Here is a 22,037-nt window from a genome sequence, read left to right as displayed (position 1 = left end):
CACAAGATGCGGAATAACAATTCCATTTCACTTGAACCGGCGGATTCACAGTGCCGTAGGATGGGGCGTATGTCATGGGGAAAAAGATTCTATCGGGTGCGTTGTTGCTCGTCGGAGCAGTATTTCTGACTTGCCGGCCTATTGCAGCTCAGGTCAAGGTGTGGCAAGACACACTGACACTGCCCACGTATGAAGAAGGTCAGCCGGATGCGAATCCTCCGTTCGACATCTACTCAACAGGACGCTTCAACTATCCATACACTATGAGGAACAATCTGACAGGCGTAAAAGAGCCTCACGCCTGGCGCGCAGTTCTTCTTGAAAATGAATACCTGAAATGCACCATTCTGCCGGACATTGGCGGGCACATCTATACCTGCGTGGACAAAATCAGCGGTCAGCCCATCTTTTACGCCAACCCCTCCATTAAAAAAGCGCAGATTGGATATCGCGGCGCATGGGCGGCATTCGGCTTGGAGTTCAATTTCCCTGTCTCGCACAACTGGGTTTCCATGTCGCCTGTCGATTTTGCGTATGCGACGCACGCGGACGGAAGCGGCTCCGTTTGGATAAGCAACATTGACCGGGTATACGGAATGCAGTGGCAGGTGGAATTAATTCTACGGCCAAAATCCACGGTTCTTGAGCAGCGCACAACACTCTACAACCGCAGTGATCTGCGGCGGCGCTACTACTGGTGGAGCAATGCGGGCATTCAGGTGTGGGACGACACTCGCGTGGATTACCCGATGCGCTTTGTTGCCACGCATGGATTCACGGATGTCTATAAGTGGCCCGTTGGACCGCAAGGCGATCACGATCTGAGCGTAATCAAGAACCACACGCTTGGACCGGTCTCCTACTTTACGTATGGAAGTCGCGAGCCCTTCGCGGCAATCTGGAATCCACATACACAGACAGGCACCGTACACTTCTCTGAGTTCCGCGATCTGCCGTCCAAAAAAATATGGTCATGGGGTGTTGACCCGGCGGGGCTGGGGTGGCGCACCGCGCTTTCCGATAATGAAAGTGCCTACGTTGAGATGCAGGCAGGTCTGTTCCGCAATCAGGAAACCTTCGCCTTTCTTGAGCCCGGCCAGACCATTCACTTCTCGGAATACTGGATGCCGGTTCGCAGTACAGGCGGCGTTTCGCGCGCCAATAAGGCTGGCATTGTGCGATTGAATGTCGATGGTAGCAATGCGACTACGGCCTTGAATGTGAACGAGCCTCTGCCGGGAGCGCGTATCTCGCTTCTGCAGAATCAATCGGTGCTATGGAGTGAAACTACTGACCTGACTCCGGAGAAAACCTGGACTCATTCCATCGCCCTGAAAGACAACGCAGTGAAGGTTACATTTCGGCTGCAGGACAAGAGCGGAAGCACCGTGCTTGAGCAGACGGATGGCAAATACGATTGGGATCCCGTGACGGATATCCAGACGGGACCGCAAGAAGCGCTGCGCTTTCCTGAGCCTGCAAGCCGCTCAGGAGAGGACTGGTTGCAACTGGGACGAAACCAGGAGCTGAATGGAGTCTACGTCGGCGCTCTTGCCACGTATCGCGGGGGCCTTGCGCGTTATCCGTCGGATCAGTCGCTCACAATTGCCGCGGGCAGGCTGGCAGCCACGCTGCAGCAGTACGAGGATGCGGCGCGCTTGCTCCAGGCTGCTCAAAAACGCGATTCTTCCAATGCCGAAATTGCCTACTACCTGGGAATCGCAGAAGAAGGCCTTGGGCAGGTTCGCAAAGCGGAGATTGCGTATGAAATTGCCTATCGTCAGGCAACTTTACGCGGACCTGCCGCGCTTCGGCTGGGCGAATTGCGTGCACAACAGGGAGACTTGCCGGAAGCGGCTCTGTTTCTGCGCGCAGCCGTTGCTGCCGATCCCAGCACTTTTCGCCCGCGTGAGGAATTGGAAGCGGTTCTCCGCACGCAAGGAGAAAAAGCCGAGGCCGACAGCCTTTCCAAACAGGGTCTGGAGGCTGAGCCTACGAACGACTTCCTGAAGCAGGACGCTGGTCAGCCTGATGCATCGCATCTGTCGGCGGACTACTATCGTGTCTTGCGCGTGGCCGCCGAGTACATCCGTCTGGGGCTCTATCGCAACGCGCTGGCAGTGCTTACGCGCAAATATCCATCTTTTGCCGCAGATCAGAGCGAGCCGGGCTCGGTGCTGCCGCAGAACAACCCACTTGTGCTTTACTACGCCGCCTACTGCAACAAACGGATTGGCGCCGACAACCCGCAGAACTGGGAAGCTGCATCGAAGCTCTCCGCAAACCTGATCTTCCCGTCCAGTGATACCGACAGGGTCGTGCTGGAGTCCGCAGTGTCCGCCAACTCCAAGGATACGACTGCGCATTTTCTCCTTGGCACACTCCTGTTTTCCAAGGCGATGACCGATGCCGGGTTGGCGCAGTGGATGGAAGCCAAGCAGCTCGCTCCAAAGCTTCCCGTTCTGGATGCCAATATCGGCAAAGCTCTGCTTGAGTTGAAGCACGACCCGCAACGGGCGATTGCCTCTTTCCGCGAAGGAATGCACAACGATCCCGAGAATGAGGTTCTATACACGGGACTGGATGAAGCCATGAGCCTGACAGGCGCTTCTGCGGCGGAACGTGCCGAAGCGCTTGCGCAATATCCATCGGTAGACGACTCTCACTCAAAGATGCCGGCGAATCTTGTGTATCAGCTTGCACTCAATCGTGCCGAAGCAAAGCAATTCGAGCCCGCACTGCGTCTCTTCCAGGCCCGCTTCTTCCCCAGTGAAGAAGGCGGGATCACATCGGCGCAGGTGCAGTTTGAAATTCAGCTTCTGCAGGCATCGGCATGGGCTGCCGCATCCGGCTGCGCCCATGCGGAAACTTTCCTGCAGAGTCTTAAGCCGGAAATCGGCTTATCCGCTCGCGATTATGTGAAACTTGCTGATATTGCGCAGACCTGCGGCCAAAACAAAAACTCCGAAGAGCTTCTACATCAGGCAGCACAGAGCAAGGAGCCTGAGGATGCGATCTGGGCATTTTTTGCGCAAGAGAAACTCGGTCTCAACAACTCTGCAAATCGGAATGAGCGTCTGGCCGAAGTCCTGGCCAAAGCAAAGAACGCCGTGGAAGCCCGGCCCGATTCTAGCTCCCGCTGGTATTTAGTGGGACTGGTGCAACAAGCGCTGCATCAGAATGATTTGGCAAAACAATCCTTTGAGGAAGCGCTTCTTCTTCCGGACGAACGCATGTCGCACCATCTCGTCCGCCTGGCAATGTCTGATCCGAACTAAGCGGTCTTTCAGAAGGCTTTGCATCCTGCCCAGCCATTGCATTCAGCAACGGCTGGGCATTTTTTTGTAAATTTACTGATTCTCGTGAAAGCGCTCTTTCGCCGTGGGATCGTATACCGTGCTTACATAGCCGGTCACCCCAATCGCCGCTGTCTTATGCGCAATACGGCCATCCAGTCCGATGGACTCGATGGTAATTGTGTATTTGCCAGGCTGGGTATAGGTATGTGAAACGCTCGAACCTTCTGCACTGACTCCATCGCCAAAATTCCAGTGACACTGCAGCATGGGCGCCTCCGCGTGGCTCGCGGCAGCATTGAACTCGAGCGCGGCTCCCGCATTAACAGTCTCCGGAAGATGCACTTCAAAATCAGGAGAGACAGCACTCACCGAAGTATCAACCAGCTTGAACATGCGCACGGAATGCGCAGGCTGCTGAATGGCGATTCGTCCGCTCTCGACGGGCAACGATCCGCCACGCAGGATGTCGGTCACACGAAATACTCCATCCGGCTTCAACCCCAGAGTCTTCAACTCAAGATTGTGGCTGCCTGGTTGTTCCGTCCAGTTAAAGACCGTGAGAACCCACTGCCGGTTATCTTCTTTCAGCAGAAAAATGCTCGGCTGTTTATCTTCCGGCCCGTAGGTCATCAGATCCACGGGGATCGACGCGTGTCCCAGTCGCGCCATGTCCAGCAGATCCGCATTTCGTGCCAGTGCAAGCCGCTGTGGAGACGCTCCCAGCGCAGGCAGATCGTCGCCAATCTCGAACATTCCTCCCGAAACAGCCGACAATGCAATCGACGCTTCAGCCTCATCTAAAGTAAGCGGCTGCTTGTTCCCATGCCAAACCCGGTCAGGAATAATCTGCTCGGAGATCGTAAACGCATCCGGATCTGACTCATAGAAATTGTGGTTCATGTAGTAACGAGCCGCTATGCCTGACGCCACATCTCGCGTGGCTCCGAAGGTGTGGCCTGTGTCCTGCGAAATGCGGCCCGCATCCACAATGCCGACGGGCGTCAACATTGGACCGCCATCCTTATCCATGATCACGTGTTCGCCCACGGCTCCGCGAATCACTTCAAGCCCGATGCGCAAAGCCTCCAGGGCACTTGTATTCGGTCTGTAATACACTCCCTCAACTGCGGTTGAATCCATAAAGTCAAACTTGAGAAAACGCGCGCCCCAGTCCCTCACCAGCGTCCGATAGGTTTGCCGAAGGTATTCCTGCGCGCCGGGATTAGTAGTATCCAGCGCATACAGGTCGTCAAAGTGTCCGCCCACTTTGCCAATATGAATCGGTTCTCCATGCAGATTATGCACAAGCCAGTCGCGATGATGTTCATACACCCACGAGCGATCGGAAACCTGAAAAGGAGCAACCCAGAAACCAAAGGTCAGCCCATGGCTTCGCACCTGCTGACCAACGGTTGCCATGCCATTAGGGAATGCCTTGCCGTCCGCGGTTGCATACTCCCCGCGCGCATACTGGTATCCCTCGTCCACCTGAAAGTACCGATACCCAAACGGCTTCAAATTCTGCGCGAGCCATTCGGCATTCGTCAGTACGGTTCCCTCGGTCACGCCATAGTAATACGCCGTCCAGCTCCACCATCCAATGAGTGTAGGGCTCGAAACGCGCGCCTTATGAAGAATGCGGATGGCGCGCCCATATTGCTCCAGCTGCGCATGGTAATCCGAGCCTATCGCAAACATCAGCCTCTCCGTACTAAGGCTCTCGCCCGGCGCCACCGTCTGCATCAAAGGGACATTGTTTTCCGGCCCATACGGCTGACTCTGCTCGCGTATCGCCTCATTGGTTCCTGTATCTTCCACATCGTAGGACTGCACATGCGCGTCCGGCCTGCCTGTGCTGTTCAGATGAAACATGGTCAGCAGCTTGTCTGCCGATAATGCGCCGAGAAAGAGGCTTTGCCCGCTTTTCCGGTTGTAAATCAGCTGGCTTCCATAGGCCCGATGAATGCCACCGTCCGCTTCTCCCAGATCCATCAATCGAAGTTGCGGCGTATCTTCGCTGAAGCTGTCGGAAAGAATGCGGTCTTCAGATTGCGGTCCATTCAGCTGTACGGCTCCCGCACCGCTGCTCTTCACCACGTACACAGAATGAACCACAACTGAGTTCGCGGTGGAATTCAACACTTGAACCTGAATGTCACCCCAACTTTGATCGGCATACATTCGGAATTGGCACACCAGATCTGCCTTGCCCGGTAATCCGGTGTACGTGACCCTAAATAATTGTCCCTCTCCCAACTCATCATGAAATGGGGTGCGTGATTGCTTATGAGATGGATAGAAAGAGGACCGCAGCGTTCCCGTTTCAGTCTCTACTTCGATTTCCGAGCGCAGTACATCGCCGGGAGTGGCTTCCGACCGTAACACGTAAGAACCATCCTCAAGAATTGCAACCGAGATGCCTGCCCCATGCGTTTCGGGCTCCTGAGAGGTAATGGCATACATCCTGCTCTCCGCGCAAACCGGGAGCAAAGCAAAAACAAGCGGCAACTGACGGCACCATGTTTTCCAGGTCATTTCACGGATCCTCATCCCAATACATTTTTAAGATCAAAAATGTTTCGTATTGTTTCCTTTTATATAGTATTAGGAGAAACATCGCAGTATTTTTTTATAATGTGCATCGTAATTAGCCTGCATGTATCTTGAAATGCTTGCAGAATTGACTGTACTTGATACCTAGAGCAGCATATAGCCAGTAGCAATCCACAGGTCTGTCGGGGAGATGGGCAAGCGGCTAAGTAAGAGACACTTGAGAAATATGGCTTCATTTGAGCACTTTGATCTCTCTGCGTCACGCACCCCCGCGTTGATCGCCAGAGACAGCGCCAGACGGATATTGTGAGATCGGAGTTCATAGGCACAGACCATGGCGTGAACTCTAGCGTTCCCCCAATCGCACACCTTTACAGAGCCACTTCCCGTTTCTGGCGCTCAACTCAATGGATACGACGTTGGTTAGGTGTCTCAGCCTGAAAATGTGAACTGGAACTCGCAGCCTGCAATTATGGCTTCACCGTCACCATCACTATTCCATGAATGGGAACCTCAGCCGAGTAGCTTCCCTTCAGTCTTCCAATATCCTTGTGGGACCAGAGATCACGCACCGAGGCAGTCAGATCAGTTGGATATCCTATGTTGTTCCAATTGACGGCAATCTTCGCGGGCGATTCTCCCTTGTTCAGCATGGCAACTGCCCTGCTGCCGTCCGCCAACTGTTTGGACCAGACCTCCAGGTTTCCAGTCTTCATTACTCTGCTACCCGCTTGTCCCAGAGGGTCTTGATCGATGGCGATTACCTCTTTATTGGTTAGGATCTCTCGCGTAGCTGTGGACATATGGACCACGTCATTACCGGCTATCAGCGGAGCGGCAAAAATTGCCCACATGCCGAAATTCGTACGATACTCATCTTCCGTCATGCCTCCGTTGCCCACCTGCAACATATCGGGATCATTCCAATGGCCCGGCCCAGAATAGCTCCCGATTCCGCTCATTAGATCCAGAATCTCCGAAAGCGAATTACCACCCCAACTCATCTTGCATTGCCAACAATCCAGAATATCTCCGGTCGATCGCCACATATTTCCGACCGCGCCTGCCCAGAGCCACGGATTCGTCGAACCCCATTCACAGATGCTGAAGACAATGGGACGACCGGATACTGCGAGAGCATCACGCATCACCGTATAAGAAGATTCGGCATTCTGGGTAGGAAGTGTGGAACACCAATCCTCCTTGAGATAGTCCACGCCCCACATGGCATACTGCTTTGCATCCTGGTACTCATGCCCCAGACTGCCAGGCCTTCCCTCGCAGGTCTTCATTCCCGCATCGGTATAGAGGCCGAACTTCAGACCCTTTTCGTGGATATAGTCGGCCAAGGCCTTGATACCTGATGGAAACTTGGCCAGATCCGCAACAATATTTCCCTGTGCGTCTCGGCTCAACTGCCAGCAGTCGTCGAGTACGACATATTGATACCCCACGTCCCTCATACCATTTGTCGCGATAGCATCAGCTGTCTGCCGGACCAGTTTCTCGTTGAGGTCGTCACAACGAAACCGGTTCCAGCTGTTCCAGCCCATTGGTGGAGTGCGGGCCAACCCGTTATCAACAGCGTGCGCGGGTGCAGAACTCGACAGAAAGCTCAGCAGCATAATCACTGCAAAACTCAGGCGAAATAGAAAAGAGCTCGCTTGATTCATCGCTCACCTCTGGAACGAAATTGCGGAAGCTACGAAAGGGTCAGCTTTGCCCCGCGAACCCATCGAGTTCAGAGGCCGATTCTTCATCGAGGTAGACTGTAACGTTTGGATGAGTACGGAGAATTGTTGCAGGGCAGTTTGTCGAAATCGCTTCCGCAAGCGTGCGCCGGATGATGGCAGCTTTGCGGACTCCGGGAACAGATACGATCAATCTCGGCACTCGCAGAATTGCCGGAATGGTTATGCTAAGTGCGTTGTCAGGGACCTCCTCAAGAGTATTGAACCATCCCTCAGCAACTTGCTGCGCACGGCAGGCAGCATCCAGCTTGACTACTTTTACGTCTTGCGGGTCGTTGAAATCGGCCACTGCAGGATCCATAAATGCGAGGTGCCCATTCTCGCCAATTCCGAGCAAACAGAGCTGCGGGTTAACGGACCTAAGTACCTCAGCATAGAGGCGGCAACTGTGATTCGGATCGGTGGCCGTCCCATCAAGCTCATAGAAGGCCCCGATATCAACCTTCTGCGTAAGGTTCTCTCTAAGGTAGCGCCGAAAGGAAGCGAAGTGTTCGAGTGGTAAGCCTACATATTCATCCAGATGTACGCCCTGCACGCGATTCCAAGGGATGCCCTCGATGCGTGTGAGAGCTTCCAGTGTGTCCAGTTGGGAAGCACCTGTGGCAAATATCACGCCTACCGCTTCCTGGGTGAGGCCGAGCCTTTTTATAGTGTCTGCTGCGGCAAGTGCGGCGGCCTCGCCCATTGACTTTGCACTGGGATGGATTTCAACAGCGAGGTTTCCGATCTGAAAAAATCGTGCCTTTTCATCGACTGCAGCCATTCTTTTTCCTCGATTGATTTAGCCGCATCCGCTGTCGTCCGGGGCCCGGCGCCATTCATCTGCTAGGGAAGGTTTAAACCTGCGGAGTGCAGATACTTCGAACTTTATGTGCAATGCTATTTCATGTCAAGAAATATTTCACAATTCTGTGAAATTAAAAATGATCATATCAGCACGCGTAACTTTCGATCGCTTAAGCCCACATCAGCTTGTTATGTGAATAGCTTTTTTGCGGATCGGCTCCGCCCCCACTGCAATCGGTTTACAAGATTCTCTCTTAACTAACTCAGTGGGAACCGTAATCTGTTTGGACTCGCATCCCGGCATGGCAATGCGGTTGAGAATCAGTTCGATCATCTGCTTTCCTAATTGCTCGGGAAACTCGCGGATGGTAGTCAGGCTGGGATAGAGCCATTCGCCGACGGTGTCATCACATCCTGCCACGCTGATGTCATCAGGAATGCTCAATCCGCAATCACGCAGGGCCTTATAGACTCCATGGGCCGTAGCATCGTTTCCTGCAAAAATCGCGGTTACAGGTTCGTGGCGAGCTATTAGAGACTTGGTTGCGATGTAGCCTACCTGTGCGTCATCTTCCGAGTCAACATTCGAATTGCGCGGAGAAAGGCCGGCCTCCTCCATTGCCTGAACGTAACCCGCAAGGCATCGAGCAAACCAGGGCAGCCGGGAGTTTCCCACAAAACATATATTGCGATGGCCTAAGCTAATGAGATAACGCGTCATGTCGCTGCTCCCGCGCGTTTCGTCGGAAAAAACAAGGTCGCCTTTGGACAATGGGGGCGGGTCGAAGATGTTGTTTCCCAACGCGACATAAGGCACGCCCTCGTGCTCCAAAAGTTCGATGAGACTGCCTGAATTTGTCCCGGCGACGATGACGGCTCGAATCAAATCGCGGCGATCGAGGATCTTTGGGAGGTGGAGTTGGTCACGCTGAACGTTGAGCGGATAGTTGTAAGAGAGGAACACAACGTCCCAACCATGCACGGCGCAGCAGGCCTCAGCTCCGCTTAGGATCCGGGAATGAAAAGGGTGAAGCATGATTCGGTTGCTCAGGAGAAAGGCGAGCGTCTTGGCCTTGTTGCGCTGCAGCAGACTCGGATCGAATTTGGCAGCCACATCCAGAACCGCCGTCTGAATCGCAGGGTCAACACGGTTATTTCCGTTCAAAACCCTGGACACGGTGGCCATGCTGACCTTAGCCGCTTCCGCAATCTCTCGGAGACCGACCTTGCCTCCTTTGGGAGGTGATTTCTTCATATCGTTTGCCGTGAAAGAACCTTGAGAAACATTTCGCAACTGCTTTCCAGATTCAACTATACCTAGGGATGGACCGAATCGGAACCAATGACTATCTGAATGTACGGGTCGTCACAAATTTGACTACAAAAATATGTGCAAATTTCCCAACCCCGCGGTAAGTGCCCGGTGGCAAAGCCACCGGACCTCACCAGTTTGTTAGAAAGTGTAGACCAAGGATAACTGGATCTTCCGTGGACCGGAGGCAGTACCGCTAATCACGCCCCAAGCCGTTGACGCATTGCCACCTATGTAGCTGGCTGGCGTTCCGTAACTGGAGATATTGAATGCGTTAAAGGCGTCGACGCGGACCTTGAGGCTCTGCTCTCTGAATGTTGCGAAACCTTTTGAAAGCGAAAGATCATAGTTCTGAAATCCTGGGCCGCGCTCCGTGCCAACACGAGCGGTGCCTACGTTTTGATTAGTGCGGCCATAAGCGCAAGTCGGATCAGAAGCCGACGGTGCGGTACCGTACGAAGTACATGCAACTGCCGATGGATCGGTGCCAAACCACCTGAATATGCCATCCGGCCCCTTGCCCCGATTTACAATCTTCATCGGACCATAGTGGTTAGCGAATTGAAAATAATCTCCGCTCAAGTTTTGAGCACAATTATTACTACAAGTCGGGCCTTGATGCATTGTCAATGGGTAGCCTGAATTGATCTGGGCGTTCGTTGAGAACTGCCATCCGCCAAGTACCCCATCTGTTAACCGGTTCCATGACGAGCCATATTGTTTTCCGCGGCCGAATGGCAGTTGGTAGATCATGATCCCCGTGACCACCTGCCTTGCGTCAAAGGTGGAAGGACCGTAGTCTATCCGCGGATTATAGGCATCCTGCCAGTAGGAGTCGTCATCGTTGTAATTGTCGGTTCCGAAATATCCTGGGTTGTTGGTAAGAGACTTCGCGAACGTGTAGTTCAACAGGAACTCCAGTCCCTTGGATTGGTGACGTTGAAGCGTAGCCTGGAGAGAATGATAGTTTGAAATGCCGCGGGATACGGTCTCTTTGAGCACGTTGCTCCCTGGGTTGTCAGGACTGTTTGGATTGCCGACAAGCGCAAAGTATGGCTCGATCGTCTGGTAGCAACTGTCAATCTCCGCTGCTGATCCAAGATTCGCACATGTGTCGTCACTGGTGTATTGATTAGCCCACAAAGGAACAGCCAGATGCTGGCCCGTCTGGCCAACATAGCCTGCCTGCACCGTCGTGTGCTCGCCGATCTGATATTGAAGATTCAGGTTAAATTGCTGGATCACGGCCGGCCGCATATTCGGGTCCCAGGCATAATACTGGGCTCCGGCGCCGGAGGCTGCAGCCGGATTTCCAACAAGGCCATTGCTTAGTGAAAAGACATTTCCCTGCGTTGTGCCAGTGGGGCCTGTCGAGTTGTTCGTAACTGCGGGCTGGAATTGCACGTTCTGCGTCATGCGCAGAGACGATCCCGTAGATTCCAACTCGTCGGTGCTCCCGTAGCCGCCGCGAACGACCAAACTGGGAGTCATTTTATAGGCAAACCCAATGCGCGGCATAAAGCCCAGGTAATAGGGGTTTATAAGAGCCCGGCTATTTGTCGTGCCGGTGGTTGCATTTTTTTGACCCGCGAACTCCAGCATGGAGTTGATCGGAGTGCCAGCGGGCTTTCCTTTCGCATAGGCCAGATTGACATTGACCATCTTGTTGTTAACTTCATAATTCGGCTGTTCGTAGGAATATCGCAGGCCCAGATTCAAGGTCAGATTTTGAGTTACCTTCCAGTCATCTTGCACATAAACCGCATCACGCCATTGGCGTTGGCCGAACGGGCCTTGAACTCCGGAAATCTGAGCCTTGGAAGCGGTATCGAGAAGAAATTCAGCAAACCCATAACCTTCGTCACAGCAATTATTCCAGTTAGCCGTATCATTGCCGTTATACCCAAAATATCCCAGCGTGCCACCGGTATCGCTCGAGCTAAAGTAATTCTGCTGATAGCGCAGAAATTCAACTCCAAACTTAGTTATGTGTTTACCATGCTCCCAATTCAGGACGTCGTTGTAATCGAAATTGTTATCGACGGCGAAGCCTTGAATAGGCGGCTCTGAGCCAAAATTACTAATATCCCAGCCCTCCCCGCTGCTCACATCAATGTAAGAAAAACCAGGACTTGTCTGGCTGAAACTCGAAGGCATACCGATGCCGGTCTTGCTATTCCCGTCCGTCCCAAAGAGTCCTGATAGATCCTTCGGAATACTGGCATCGAGAGAGATGCGGGTAAATCCAACACGAGCGTTGTTGACTATCGTTGGCGAGAAAATGTGCGTCCATGCGGCTGCGATGTTGGTGAACGGGTAGTCATCGGTAAACGGGATTACCGCTGCCACGGGAACCTGAAGAGGCTGGTCCCATGCATCGCCATAGCTGAATTTGGCCATCAGAGTATCTTTAGAATTGATGGTATAGTCCAAACGAAGATCGCCCTGATCATTATGCGTGGTGTTAGAACTGATTCCTTGATAATTACCACCAAGTAGGGCACCGGGCGCAGGGGCATGGTTGGGCAGTGGAAAAGCCTGGGGATTCTTCAGCAGAAACGCAAACAATTGATTGTTTGGATTGATTGGTACGCAATTACCGGTAGGGCCCGGATAGAGAGTTTCGTTATTGTATCCATTGGTCGTATTCCACAAACCGGTCATTCCGTAATAAGACACCGCTGCAGCAAAATCCCCATAACCAGCTGGACAAGTCGAAGCCGTGTCGTTAGGCCCTGATGAAGTGGAAAGGCCGCGCATTGCCGAAGTGGGGACACCCGCCGAACCTATGCCGGTAGAGTTATTGCGGAACCCTTCATAGTTGCCGAAGAAGAACAGCTTGTTTTTGAAGATGGGCCCGCCTACCGCCGCACCAAACTGATTTTGCGTATAACTGGCTCTCGGGCTTCCGACGTTCTTGTTCGCCCAGGTATTGGCGGTAAGTCCACCGCCCTCATGAAATCCAAAGATGCTTCCATGAAACTGGTTGCTTCCGTTCTTCGTGACCATCACGATTTCGCCGCCGTTTACGTTCCCATACTCGGCGTCCGCATTACCGGTGATGACATGAACTTCCTGTATCGAGTAGGGCGAAGGATTGTAACCGAGACCATTTTGCAGAGTCTCATTGATATCGACGCCGTCCAGAATATAACTGTTTGACTGCTGACGATTACCATTGAATGACGGCTGAACATCCGACGGTGAGCCCTCATGCACGGTAAAGGCATCGCGCTCGGTGCCTTGCGTTCCGCCCATCAGAGCAGAATTTGGATTGACTGATCCCGGCAAGTACAGAGTCGCGGTTTGAACATTCAGCCCATCCAAAGGCATGTTTTCCAATGTATTCGAACTGATTGACGTGCTCACGGTGGAGTTTTCTGTGTTCAACAACAGTGAGTGCTCCCCCACGTTCACGGTGACAGACGCCTTGCCGATTTGTAGATGCACATCGGCCGTTGCGATCTGGTCAATCTGCAATTGGAATGGACCTACGCTGCCAGTTTCGAAGCCTGGCGCGGTTGCGGAAACGGTGTAGCTTCCAAGCACCAGAAACTCAAAATCATACAATCCGCTTTTGTCGGTAATGGTTTGTCCAGTGACTCCGGTGCCAGCGTTAGTGATGGTCACCTTTGCTCCAGCCAATCGAGCATCGGTGGGGTCGGATATCACGCCGCGCACAGAACCGGTAACTGTTTGAGCCATTGCCGCTGTTCCGCTCAAGCACAAAACAAGAAGATAAAACGATCTCACTATCCATTCCCTGCTCATATAACCCTCACTTGAGAATCGTGTATAGCGGTATTGTTCACTCCGCTATCCTCCTGGCGCGGGGAGCCACTGGTTCCCTTTCCAAGGCAGATTCGTTTTCCATATCCCCGAGTAGTTCCGAACAACTGCAAATAAATTTCGAAACTACAGCGGCCGAAATGTGCGAATGACAACTTATAGAGCAGTGCGATCAGAAAAAGCAATGAAAATATCTCATTTTTGTGAAATATTTCTTTGATCTGTTGCTGTATTTCACATAAGCATGGCGATGTGCCTTAAAACCAGCGATTTAAGTGGTTCACGGCAGCCTGCGTAACGGTGTTTTTCCTTCGCTTATCAAATCGCTTGCAGTGCAAGAAAACATATTCCCCAATGCATGGCGACGGCTGCTGTATCAGGGCTGTGCCGTGAGCTGCTCCAGGGCTACGCGCGACAAGTGGTGTGCCATCCATTCGTCCGGGAGCATCAGCGCGTTCTGGAAGGAATGGATAGCCTGGTCTGGCTGGTTCAATGCGCGTTGCAACAGGCCAACACCGTACCAGTGATAACTGGTGTATAAGCTGGGCTCGTTTATATTCCCGACGACGAGAATCGACTGCTGCATCTGCTGCATAACGTGGAGCGCATCAGGGCTTCCCAGGCTTTGCAGGGCCATGTAAGTCCATAGAAGGTCGGCAAAGCGGCGTCCGCGTCCCGCTTTCTCAAGCAGAGCCTGCGCAAGGTCCGGCTGGCTGCAGGTCTTCGCGATGGTTGCCATTCTGAAGTAGCCTTGCGATGAGGCGCCGTTTTTGCTCAGCCGGGCAAGGTCGCCCGCCAGGAGAGCATCCGCAGCCGGACAGCCGCCGGATTGAGCCTCAGTCTCTGCATGCATCAGTTCAACTTCGAATAGCACCTCATCCGCGGTGATCCCGCCCTCTTCGCTTGCGAAGAATCGGCCTTGGAGAAGCGTCTCTGCCCGCCGGAACTCTGCTGCCTCAGCGCGTGTAAGCGCCAATTCATAAGCAAGGCTCTCAGGCATGGTGGAATGCGGCGAATCGACATCCGGATAACGCGATAAGGCAGCTTCACGTTTCTGCGGCGAAACGTGGGTGAGGCTCATCGTTTCGTCAGCTCCGATGTAGACGGCCGGGTTGAGACGATCATTTTTGAGGCCGCCCTCGAAATACGTGAGCGCGCGCTGCGGATCATGCTTCAGGTCGAGCCAGGCACGGCCCAGATCGGCTCCCACAACCTGAAGTCCTGGGGCAATTTGCAAGGCTTGAGTCCAATGCCGCATTCCTTCGTCATATAGCCCTTTGGAGAACAGCAGCGTGCCAAGCAGATAGTGCGCGGTGGCATCCGCTGGATTCGCCAGTAGCGCGGTCTCAAGGACGAGATGATCCATTCCGGTGGAAGAGAATATAAATGCCGTAGAGAGCCGCGAAGCATCGCGCCAGCTCTGGCCAGCCTCCATGCCGAGCTTCGACCTGCAGTAAGCAGCATAGTAACCGACCATGGGATGCGACTGGGGCAGCACGGAACCCGGCTCGGTCTGCTCGACGGGAACTGCGGGGTATCCCCGCTCGAGCAGGTCCAACGCGTTGCGATATTGCCCCAGTTCCATGTATTCCGTTGCGACGTGGAGCACGCGGTATGGATCAGCCGCCAGATGGGGCAGATCCGGCGTGCCGAGCTCGTTTTTCAGCAAATCGCTTGTCGGTTCTGTCTCGATAACCGCACGCGCAATCTCGTCTGCCCGCGCGGCATCTCCTGTGGCGCGCGCCAATATCGCCACCTTTTCGTGAGCCTCATAATTCAGAGGTTCGAGATCCTCGGCTGTCTCCGCAAGTTGCATTGCACGCTGTAACTGTCCTTCACGTGCGTGCAATCCTGCAAGCTTCAGCGCGGCGGCCGCGCGGTAAGAGGCCTGCCTGTAAGCGATGTCGAATGCGGTCTCAGCCTCACGCACATGGCCCAGCCCCTCTTCCGCGATTCCGAGATAGTAGGCAGTTACGGAGTTTGGCGTATCCAGTTGCTGCGCGGCCTTCAGAAGCGGCTCGGCCTCTTGGTAGCGCTGTAAAGAAGCCGCAAGACGCCCAGCGGCAATCTTCAGAGAAGCGCTATCGGGAAATGCTGCAAGCCCGCTCTTATATGTGATCATCGCCAACAGAATCTGTCCCTGTAGCTCTTGGTCCATAGCTACCTGTAGCCATTGATCTTCAGTTCTCTGTTCCGGCGAGGGAGGCGAAAAAACCTGCTGTGGCCCAGTATGAATCGCAGACGCAGGATCGACGTCATACTCTCCTTCAGTCTGTTTCAAGAGAGACTTACCATGACGGTCAGTCAATTCGAAGGTGACTGGCGCGTTTTGCCCAGAGGTGGTGACAGTCCGGGACCAGGTCTTCTCGGGGCTGAGATCCAGAGTAGAGGTCCACAACGTCTTATCTCCCTGAGTCAGCGACAGGTGGGCACCCGGGATTCTCCGGTTCACATTCAGAGCAGCGGAGATCTTGGTTCCCTTTGTATCCAGATAAAGCACGCCCGCAGGGTTTGCTCGTGAAATTCCACCCGTTCCGCGGACAGGCATCCATACTTCGCTGAACTGAATCGTCTGGCCTGGATCGAGGAAGGAGTATGTTTCCTGGTTGCGGAAGAGCCCGGCCTGGATCTCTACATAACCGCTGTGGTCATCCGATAACGCTTCGCGCCACATGACACCGGCAGGGTCTGAGCCCCACGACCAGACCTTTTTCGCCGGCAAATCCTGATACTCGGAGTACTGAGCCGTGCCGGTATTTGTCCTCGGACTCCAGACGCCCATGAAGTTCTCTTGCGTTCCATGCGAAAAATAGGAGACCGGACCGTCAGTTTCGTTACCAAGAATGCTTAGGTCCTTACCTCCCGGTATTAACGTAGGCCATGAATATACGTCGGTGAATCCATGCGAGGCCACATAGTGCATCGGATATTGGAGACGCGAGTCGTCCCACACCCGCACACCCGCGTTATCCCACCAGTAGAAGCGGTGGCGAACATCGCTTCGGTTGTAAAGTGTAACGCGCTCTTCCAGTAGCGTGGAGCGTGGCCGCAAGATCAGTTCCACGTTCCACTGCATTCCATAAGGGCGATCGATATTGCCGATGGTCACCGAAGCGCTGCCGTCCTGATGGTTGGAACAAGCGAAGTCGACAGGAGAGAGCGTTGTCCAGTTGTGTGAAACCGGAAAATTGTACTCAACACCGAACGCGGCCCAAGCTCCCCGGTGCCCGATCTCCGCTTTCTTGATGGAGGTGTTGGCATAAAACATGGACTGGCCGCTCAGTTTGTCCATGCAGGTATAAAGGTGCCCTCCGACATCGGGGAGTATGGTGCATTTCAAATATTCGTTTTCAAGAAAGAGGGCACGCCAGGCATGCACCTTCTTCGTGCCACTGAGGCTTGTGCGCAAAGTATAAGGGTAATTGAACTCCGTTGTTGCATATGTATCGAAAGGAGGGTTGGGATCCGGAGGTCCCTCTTCATATGTCGGCAGAGCAAGAGTGCCCTGCCACACCTTTACCTGCGCGACAGAGGCACTGCTGAAGCCTGCAACGAGTGTTGCAGCAAGCAACAACTTCAAGGCTGCCCTGAGTAAACCTTTCCAGCATATGGTGAATGACGGTATACTGCACCCGCTCATCTAAAAACTCCCTCTTTACACGGTCACCCATCATTGAGAATGCAGGCTGCGCCGGAAGCTCAAGCACTCAGTTCCACAACACCGTAGACCTTGAAGCTCGGAACTGCGAATGAAACCATTCCGTCCCTGGACTCACTCTTGAGCAGCTCCCCGCCAGATGTATCGGGAGAGTAAAACCTGACGGCCGCGACGGACTCTCCGACATCCAAAGCGCACCGCACTTTTACACCTGCGATGGACGAAACATGCTCGGCATCGCAATTGACCAGATGCACCAGTCTGCGGCGTCGATCTGATTGTTCGACCACATTCGCGATCAAATACTCCGGCCCTTGCACTTCAAGTGGAATATCTCCGTGCGATGCCCATGCGATTGCATCGATCAGTTGCCTCCAGTTCTTTGGCCGTTTCCAAAACGACATTCCGATCGTGAAATACGGTTCCGGCGGAGGCATCGTGCCATCGAATTCTATTGCCGGTATGTAGGCGACGCGGCCTTCCCCAACTTCGTTCCGCATGGTCGTACCCGTATTCACATTTTTGGATATCGAAGGGCTGGGATCAGCCACAAGACCCTGTAGTCCAGGTGTAAGCCTCACCCGGCGCCAGGTATCGTAAAGCCCGGTCTGTTCAGTAGCGATCAATCCGCCACCAGCCTCCACAAACCGGCGGATTAGCGCGATCTGGCTATCAGACAAGCATTCCGAATTAGGAAGTATCAGCACTTTGCATTTGGAGGGAGACAACGACTCAAGATGTTCGTCGAAGATCATATGAAACGGAACATTGGACTGGATCAAAGCTTGCTCCATCAGGATTGCGCTGAGTCCCGCGCGTGCATGGTTATAAGTGATCGAGGCATAGGACCGGAGTACAGCCACGGATGCAACATCCTGAGTGCCGACGTACAAATCCCGATTCTTTCTGTAAAAATCAATGTACTTCAACATCAGTGGCGACAGCGGACTTCCCCCGGCGTAGCCGATCGTCTGATTGAATGCCAGGCATTCCCCAAGCGCAGCCTCGCTTTCCGATGTATAAGTGAATGCTACGTTCCGAAATGTTCTCGCCAACTTATAGGTCCGCACTGTTGAAATCAGCGTGTTATCGGACAAGTACTTCGGTTGAGTGGCTGACTCAGCCCAGAATACCTGGGTTTTTTTCAGCAACCGCGCTTGATCGATACCGCCTCCCCACGGGCTGTTGTCGCCCGAAATACCACCCGAGTTGATCTCTATGACGATCTCCGGGTTCAATGACCGAATCTCTGTGACCATCTGATCCAGGGCGTCAGCCATCGTCTGACAGCGATAGTCGATCCACTCCTGGAAGACCGGATCCGAGATAATATCAAGCTGTTCCGGAGGATTGAAGCGGTTCCATAGCGGTGGGTTTACGTACGAGACATTCGTAAATCCCAGACGTTCTTTCAGCTGTACTTCGGAGTACTTCTTGCGCAGTCGCGCTCGGAAGCCTATCTTGCATTGCTCGCAATGGCAGGAGTCCGGCTCCGGGTTAACATCAAAATTGTCGAAGTGAATGAAGTCCGTTTTTACTTCCTGGACCGCAAAGCGAACGACCTTTTTTAGATAATCAAGATACTGCTGGTTCGAAAAACAAGGACGATAGCGAAAGGACTGCTGATAGCCGTACGTCAGCATGATCGGCTGACCGGCCGCATCGCGCTGGATCCAATGTTCTGCTTGAGGCTCCTCTGCAAAGAACGTTTCATACATCATGGTGTCCCACTGAATGTATGTGTCTACCTTCATTTGGTAGCGATGAGCAAGGACCGCGGCACGAACGGTATCCTGCATCTCCTGCATCTCGGCCGCCATGCCGAACCCCTTGTAAAAATGAGTGTGAAACACCTCCACGCCCTGGCTATGAAGCAGTCGAATGACTTCCTCACTCTGAGCGCGCTCGTAGATCTCCCGTGAGTTAACAGCTTGACCGCCGCGGCGGACAACGAAGATATACGGTTCATGCGTCCCCCCGGCATCGATCAACCCGTTTTCAATCCAGGATCTTTGAGGTCTAGAATCAGCAACCACTGCGGAGGCGAAGCCGTATACACTTCCGCCGCTTAGCTTTGCCAAGGCGTAGCTGCCCACTACCGTTCCCATGAAATCTCTGCGATTCATTGCTTCTGCCACCCCTTCAAATTCATACGCGGTTTTACACGGCAGTATAAACGCTCTGCAATTCTTTCACATATTCGTGCAAAATTTCATTGACATTGCGCTCGGGCCTATTGTCAGATTGGTCTGTCTCGTCATGCACGCGTTTGTCGTGACCGCGCAGGCGCTATTGCCGCAAGGTCCGCTGACTGCTCTCAGAAGTTGCAGCCAGCGGTGACGTGTCGCGGGATACTTTTCATCATTTCTGGAGTTTGGGGCGCTGAAATCTTTGTGTTAAGCCGACTTGGCATTCACGGATGCACTATTCTGCTCTGCGGGATTCTGCTCGAGGCTTTGTCCTTCGCGCAAGCAGGGGGCCCGCCTGTATTGCACGCCAGAACTTACAATTCTCATTTTCCTGCCGCTGCGGGGATCGGAGAATCGTATAACGGCATGGGATTCGCCTCTGACGGCAAGTTGTACTACGTGATTGACTCGGCCGCGTATAACGTCCCCGGCCAGATGTATTCGCTCGCCCCGAAGACAGGCGTCATTACTCACATTGCCGACTTGAATACGGCGACTGGACAGGGAGAGGTTAAGGCCGTCGCGCAGGGCAAGAGTCACGTGAACTTTATCGAGCGTGACGGCAAGCTATATTTTTCCACTCACCTCGGCTACTACAACAAAGAAAGCGGAGTAGAGAGAAATGCTGCTCCACCAAACGGCTATCTTCCTTACCCGGGAGGTCATTTTCTGTCCTACGACCTCAAAACCGGCAGATTTGAATCGCTTGCGATTGCTCCTCTCGGAGAGGGCATCATCAGCTTCAATATGGATGTAAAACGCGGCAGGCTATACGGAATTACCTGGCCTACCGGACACTTTCTCACCTTTGACCTCGTTACAAAGCAACTCAGGGATTTCGGTACATTCTTTGCCGCCGGAGAGAGCGGAGAAGTCGGTAGTACCTACCGGGCGATCTGCCGGCGAATCGTTGTTGACCCTCGGGATGGGTCGGCATATTTCACCAGCGGTGAGGGCTTGATCCACAGATATATTTACGACACTGACCAGGTCGAAACGATTCCAGGCGTGAACCTGCGCAAAGATTACTTCGGCGACCTCGACCCCACTAAGCCAGGAATGGCGTACAACTGGCGGGCTGCCGTGTGGAACCCCAACGACAACGCCATCTACGCAGTCAACGGCGCATCAGGATACCTGTTCCGATTTGATCCGGGCGCCCGCAGTGTTGAGGTTTTGGAGAGGCTGACCTCCGAGCCATCTAAACGGACGGGGATGGCCGACAAATCCGGGTACGGCTATCTCGGACTCGCCCTGGATACACGCAACAACCTGCTTTATTACCTGACCGGCTCGCCGCTTTCTGTCGGAAGCAAAAACGAAGAGGGGTCACATCTTATTACGTACGATATTTCGAAAAACAAGTACCACGACCACGGCCAGGTCATGCTTGATACGGGTGAGCCCGCTGCAAATGAGCAGGCACTCGTGGTTGCAGAAGATAGCACTGTTTACACGCTGACCCAAATCAACCGCAATGGAAGCGAGGAGATGGATCTTATTAGCGTCCAACCGCTGCCTGCCGGACCATGAACATGAGACAGCAGTTATCGTCCCTGGGTTGAAGCCGGGCTCCGGAACGGGGCGTCCTTGAATGTGTTTGCGAATACTCCGTGCGGATTATCCTCCATCAACAATCGTGCAGAGGTCGCCGGTAGACCAAGGATTTTGGTCAGGTTATGAAAGGTGCGAGGCATGGTCACAGTAGATCCCAGCAAGTGCGAGCTATCCGGTGCACGTGCAATAAGGTCGTCCCCAATGTTCAACTCCCACCGGCCGAGTGTATATCTTCCGGGGCCGAGATCCGAGGCAGCGATGCCGTCCGTAACGACAATGGTTTTTTCCAAGCCAATGAGGTCGAGGTAATTGCGCAACACGAAGAATGGGATGTGCACACCGTCGGCGATGAAGCAGAGCCAGAGTTTTCCTCGTAAGCTAAGAACCCTTTGGATAATGTTGTCGTGGCGTGGCATCGACGCCGGGCAGCCGTTACCAACATGAGTAAACATGACAAGACCGTTATCCATCGCAGCCCGTAGTTGGTCGAGAGATGCGTCCGTATGGCCAGCAGAAACTATGATTCCCTTATCAGAAAGCAGTCGAGTAACCCTCAGCCCGCTATCGAACTCGGGCGCAAGCGTAACCAGCCGCACAAAGTCGCGGCCTGCAGTAAGCAGGCGCTCCATGAGGGACGTATCAGCTGGAATGATTGCATCTTCCGGATGTGCACCGCGATATCCGGGGTTTGGATTGATGAATGGACCTTCGACATGAATGCCTTTGATGATGCGCTGGAGTTTGGGGTGATGCTCCAGAAGCATGGCAATGCGGCCCAGACGTGCCTCCATCACCTCAATGGAGTCCGTGATCACTGTAGCCAGAATTCCGCCCACGCCCTGAGATTCCAGTCTCTGGCAGACCCTTTCCAGCGATGCGTGATCTAAGACATCACCGTTAAAATCAACACCGGCATAGCCATTCAACTGAAGATCAAAATACGCCATAGGCCTCAAGACTACATGCGGAGAACCGCTTGGAACAGAATGTGCCGCACGGACATACTATTACACGGAGTTCGCGTCCCCGATAATGGCAAGCTGCAGCAGTCCTAAATTGACGATCATGAATTGAGCGATGGACCATCGCAAAGGAGGACACCGTGGATTGTTGGATGGATCGTTGCCAGAACATACTGCTAGA

At 53.5% G+C, this 22,037-nt stretch carries 10 protein-coding genes and 1 pseudogene; 2 read left to right on the top strand and 9 right to left on the bottom strand.

All coding sequences use genetic code 11. The annotated features are described in order from the left end of the window. Positions 1–74: 74 nt before the first annotated feature. Entirely contained in the window at positions 75–3,278 is a 3,204-nt protein-coding gene (locus VO84_RS19025; RefSeq protein WP_082662177.1) for a DUF5107 domain-containing protein, read from the top strand. 72 nt (positions 3,279–3,350) lie between these two features. Here the strand turns inward: VO84_RS19025 and VO84_RS19020 are convergent, their stop codons facing one another. From VO84_RS19020 to VO84_RS18990, 8 genes and pseudogenes are all read right to left on the bottom strand, one after another. Then, positions 3,351–5,834, bottom strand: a complete 2,484-nt coding sequence (locus VO84_RS19020) for a PKD domain-containing protein (RefSeq protein ID WP_197414117.1) — start codon at positions 5,832–5,834, stop codon at positions 3,351–3,353. Positions 5,835–6,322: 488 nt separating this feature from the next. Beyond that, positions 6,323–7,525 (bottom strand): glycoside hydrolase family 27 protein, encoded by a 1,203-nt coding sequence (locus VO84_RS19015; RefSeq protein ID WP_058189318.1) that lies wholly within the window; start codon positions 7,523–7,525, stop codon positions 6,323–6,325. Positions 7,526–7,565: 40 nt separating this feature from the next. Next, entirely contained in the window at positions 7,566–8,366 is an 801-nt protein-coding gene (locus VO84_RS19010; protein WP_058189317.1) for a glucosamine-6-phosphate deaminase, read from the bottom strand. Positions 8,367–8,570: 204 nt separating this feature from the next. Beyond that, positions 8,571–9,503 carry a LacI family DNA-binding transcriptional regulator gene (locus VO84_RS19005; RefSeq protein ID WP_231738071.1) on the bottom strand — a complete coding sequence of 311 codons (933 nt, stop codon included), beginning with the start codon at positions 9,501–9,503 and terminating at the stop codon, positions 8,571–8,573. Continuing rightward, positions 9,504–9,644, bottom strand: a pseudogene (locus tag VO84_RS23395) (LacI family DNA-binding transcriptional regulator); the annotation flags it as partial. It abuts the gene before it with no gap. Between the two features lie 198 nt (positions 9,645–9,842). Beyond that, positions 9,843–13,406 carry a TonB-dependent receptor gene (locus VO84_RS19000; protein WP_058189315.1) on the bottom strand — a complete coding sequence of 1,188 codons (3,564 nt, stop codon included), beginning with the start codon at positions 13,404–13,406 and terminating at the stop codon, positions 9,843–9,845. Positions 13,407–13,866: 460 nt separating this feature from the next. Then, entirely contained in the window at positions 13,867–17,070 is a 3,204-nt protein-coding gene (locus tag VO84_RS18995; RefSeq protein WP_058189314.1) for a DUF5107 domain-containing protein, read from the bottom strand. Positions 17,071–17,189: 119 nt separating this feature from the next. Beyond that, complete coding sequence (locus tag VO84_RS18990) at positions 17,190–19,256, bottom strand: beta-galactosidase (RefSeq protein ID WP_197414116.1); 2,067 nt, start codon at positions 19,254–19,256, stop codon at positions 17,190–17,192. 447 nt (positions 19,257–19,703) lie between these two features. Here VO84_RS18990 and VO84_RS18985 point away from each other — a divergent pair, with 447 nt between their 5' ends. Beyond that, positions 19,704–20,870, top strand: a complete 1,167-nt coding sequence (locus VO84_RS18985) for an NHL repeat-containing protein (RefSeq protein WP_058189312.1) — start codon at positions 19,704–19,706, stop codon at positions 20,868–20,870. 14 nt (positions 20,871–20,884) lie between these two features. On the opposite strand, the gene VO84_RS18980 is transcribed toward VO84_RS18985, so the two are convergent. After that, positions 20,885–21,841 (bottom strand): hypothetical protein, encoded by a 957-nt coding sequence (locus tag VO84_RS18980; RefSeq protein ID WP_197414115.1) that lies wholly within the window; start codon positions 21,839–21,841, stop codon positions 20,885–20,887. Positions 21,842–22,037 lie beyond the last annotated feature (196 nt).

The organism is Occallatibacter gabretensis (assembly GCF_001449115.1).
Classification (GTDB): domain Bacteria; phylum Acidobacteriota; class Terriglobia; order Terriglobales; family Acidobacteriaceae; genus Telmatobacter; species Telmatobacter gabretensis.
This window is presented reverse-complemented; position numbering and strand designations above follow the sequence as displayed.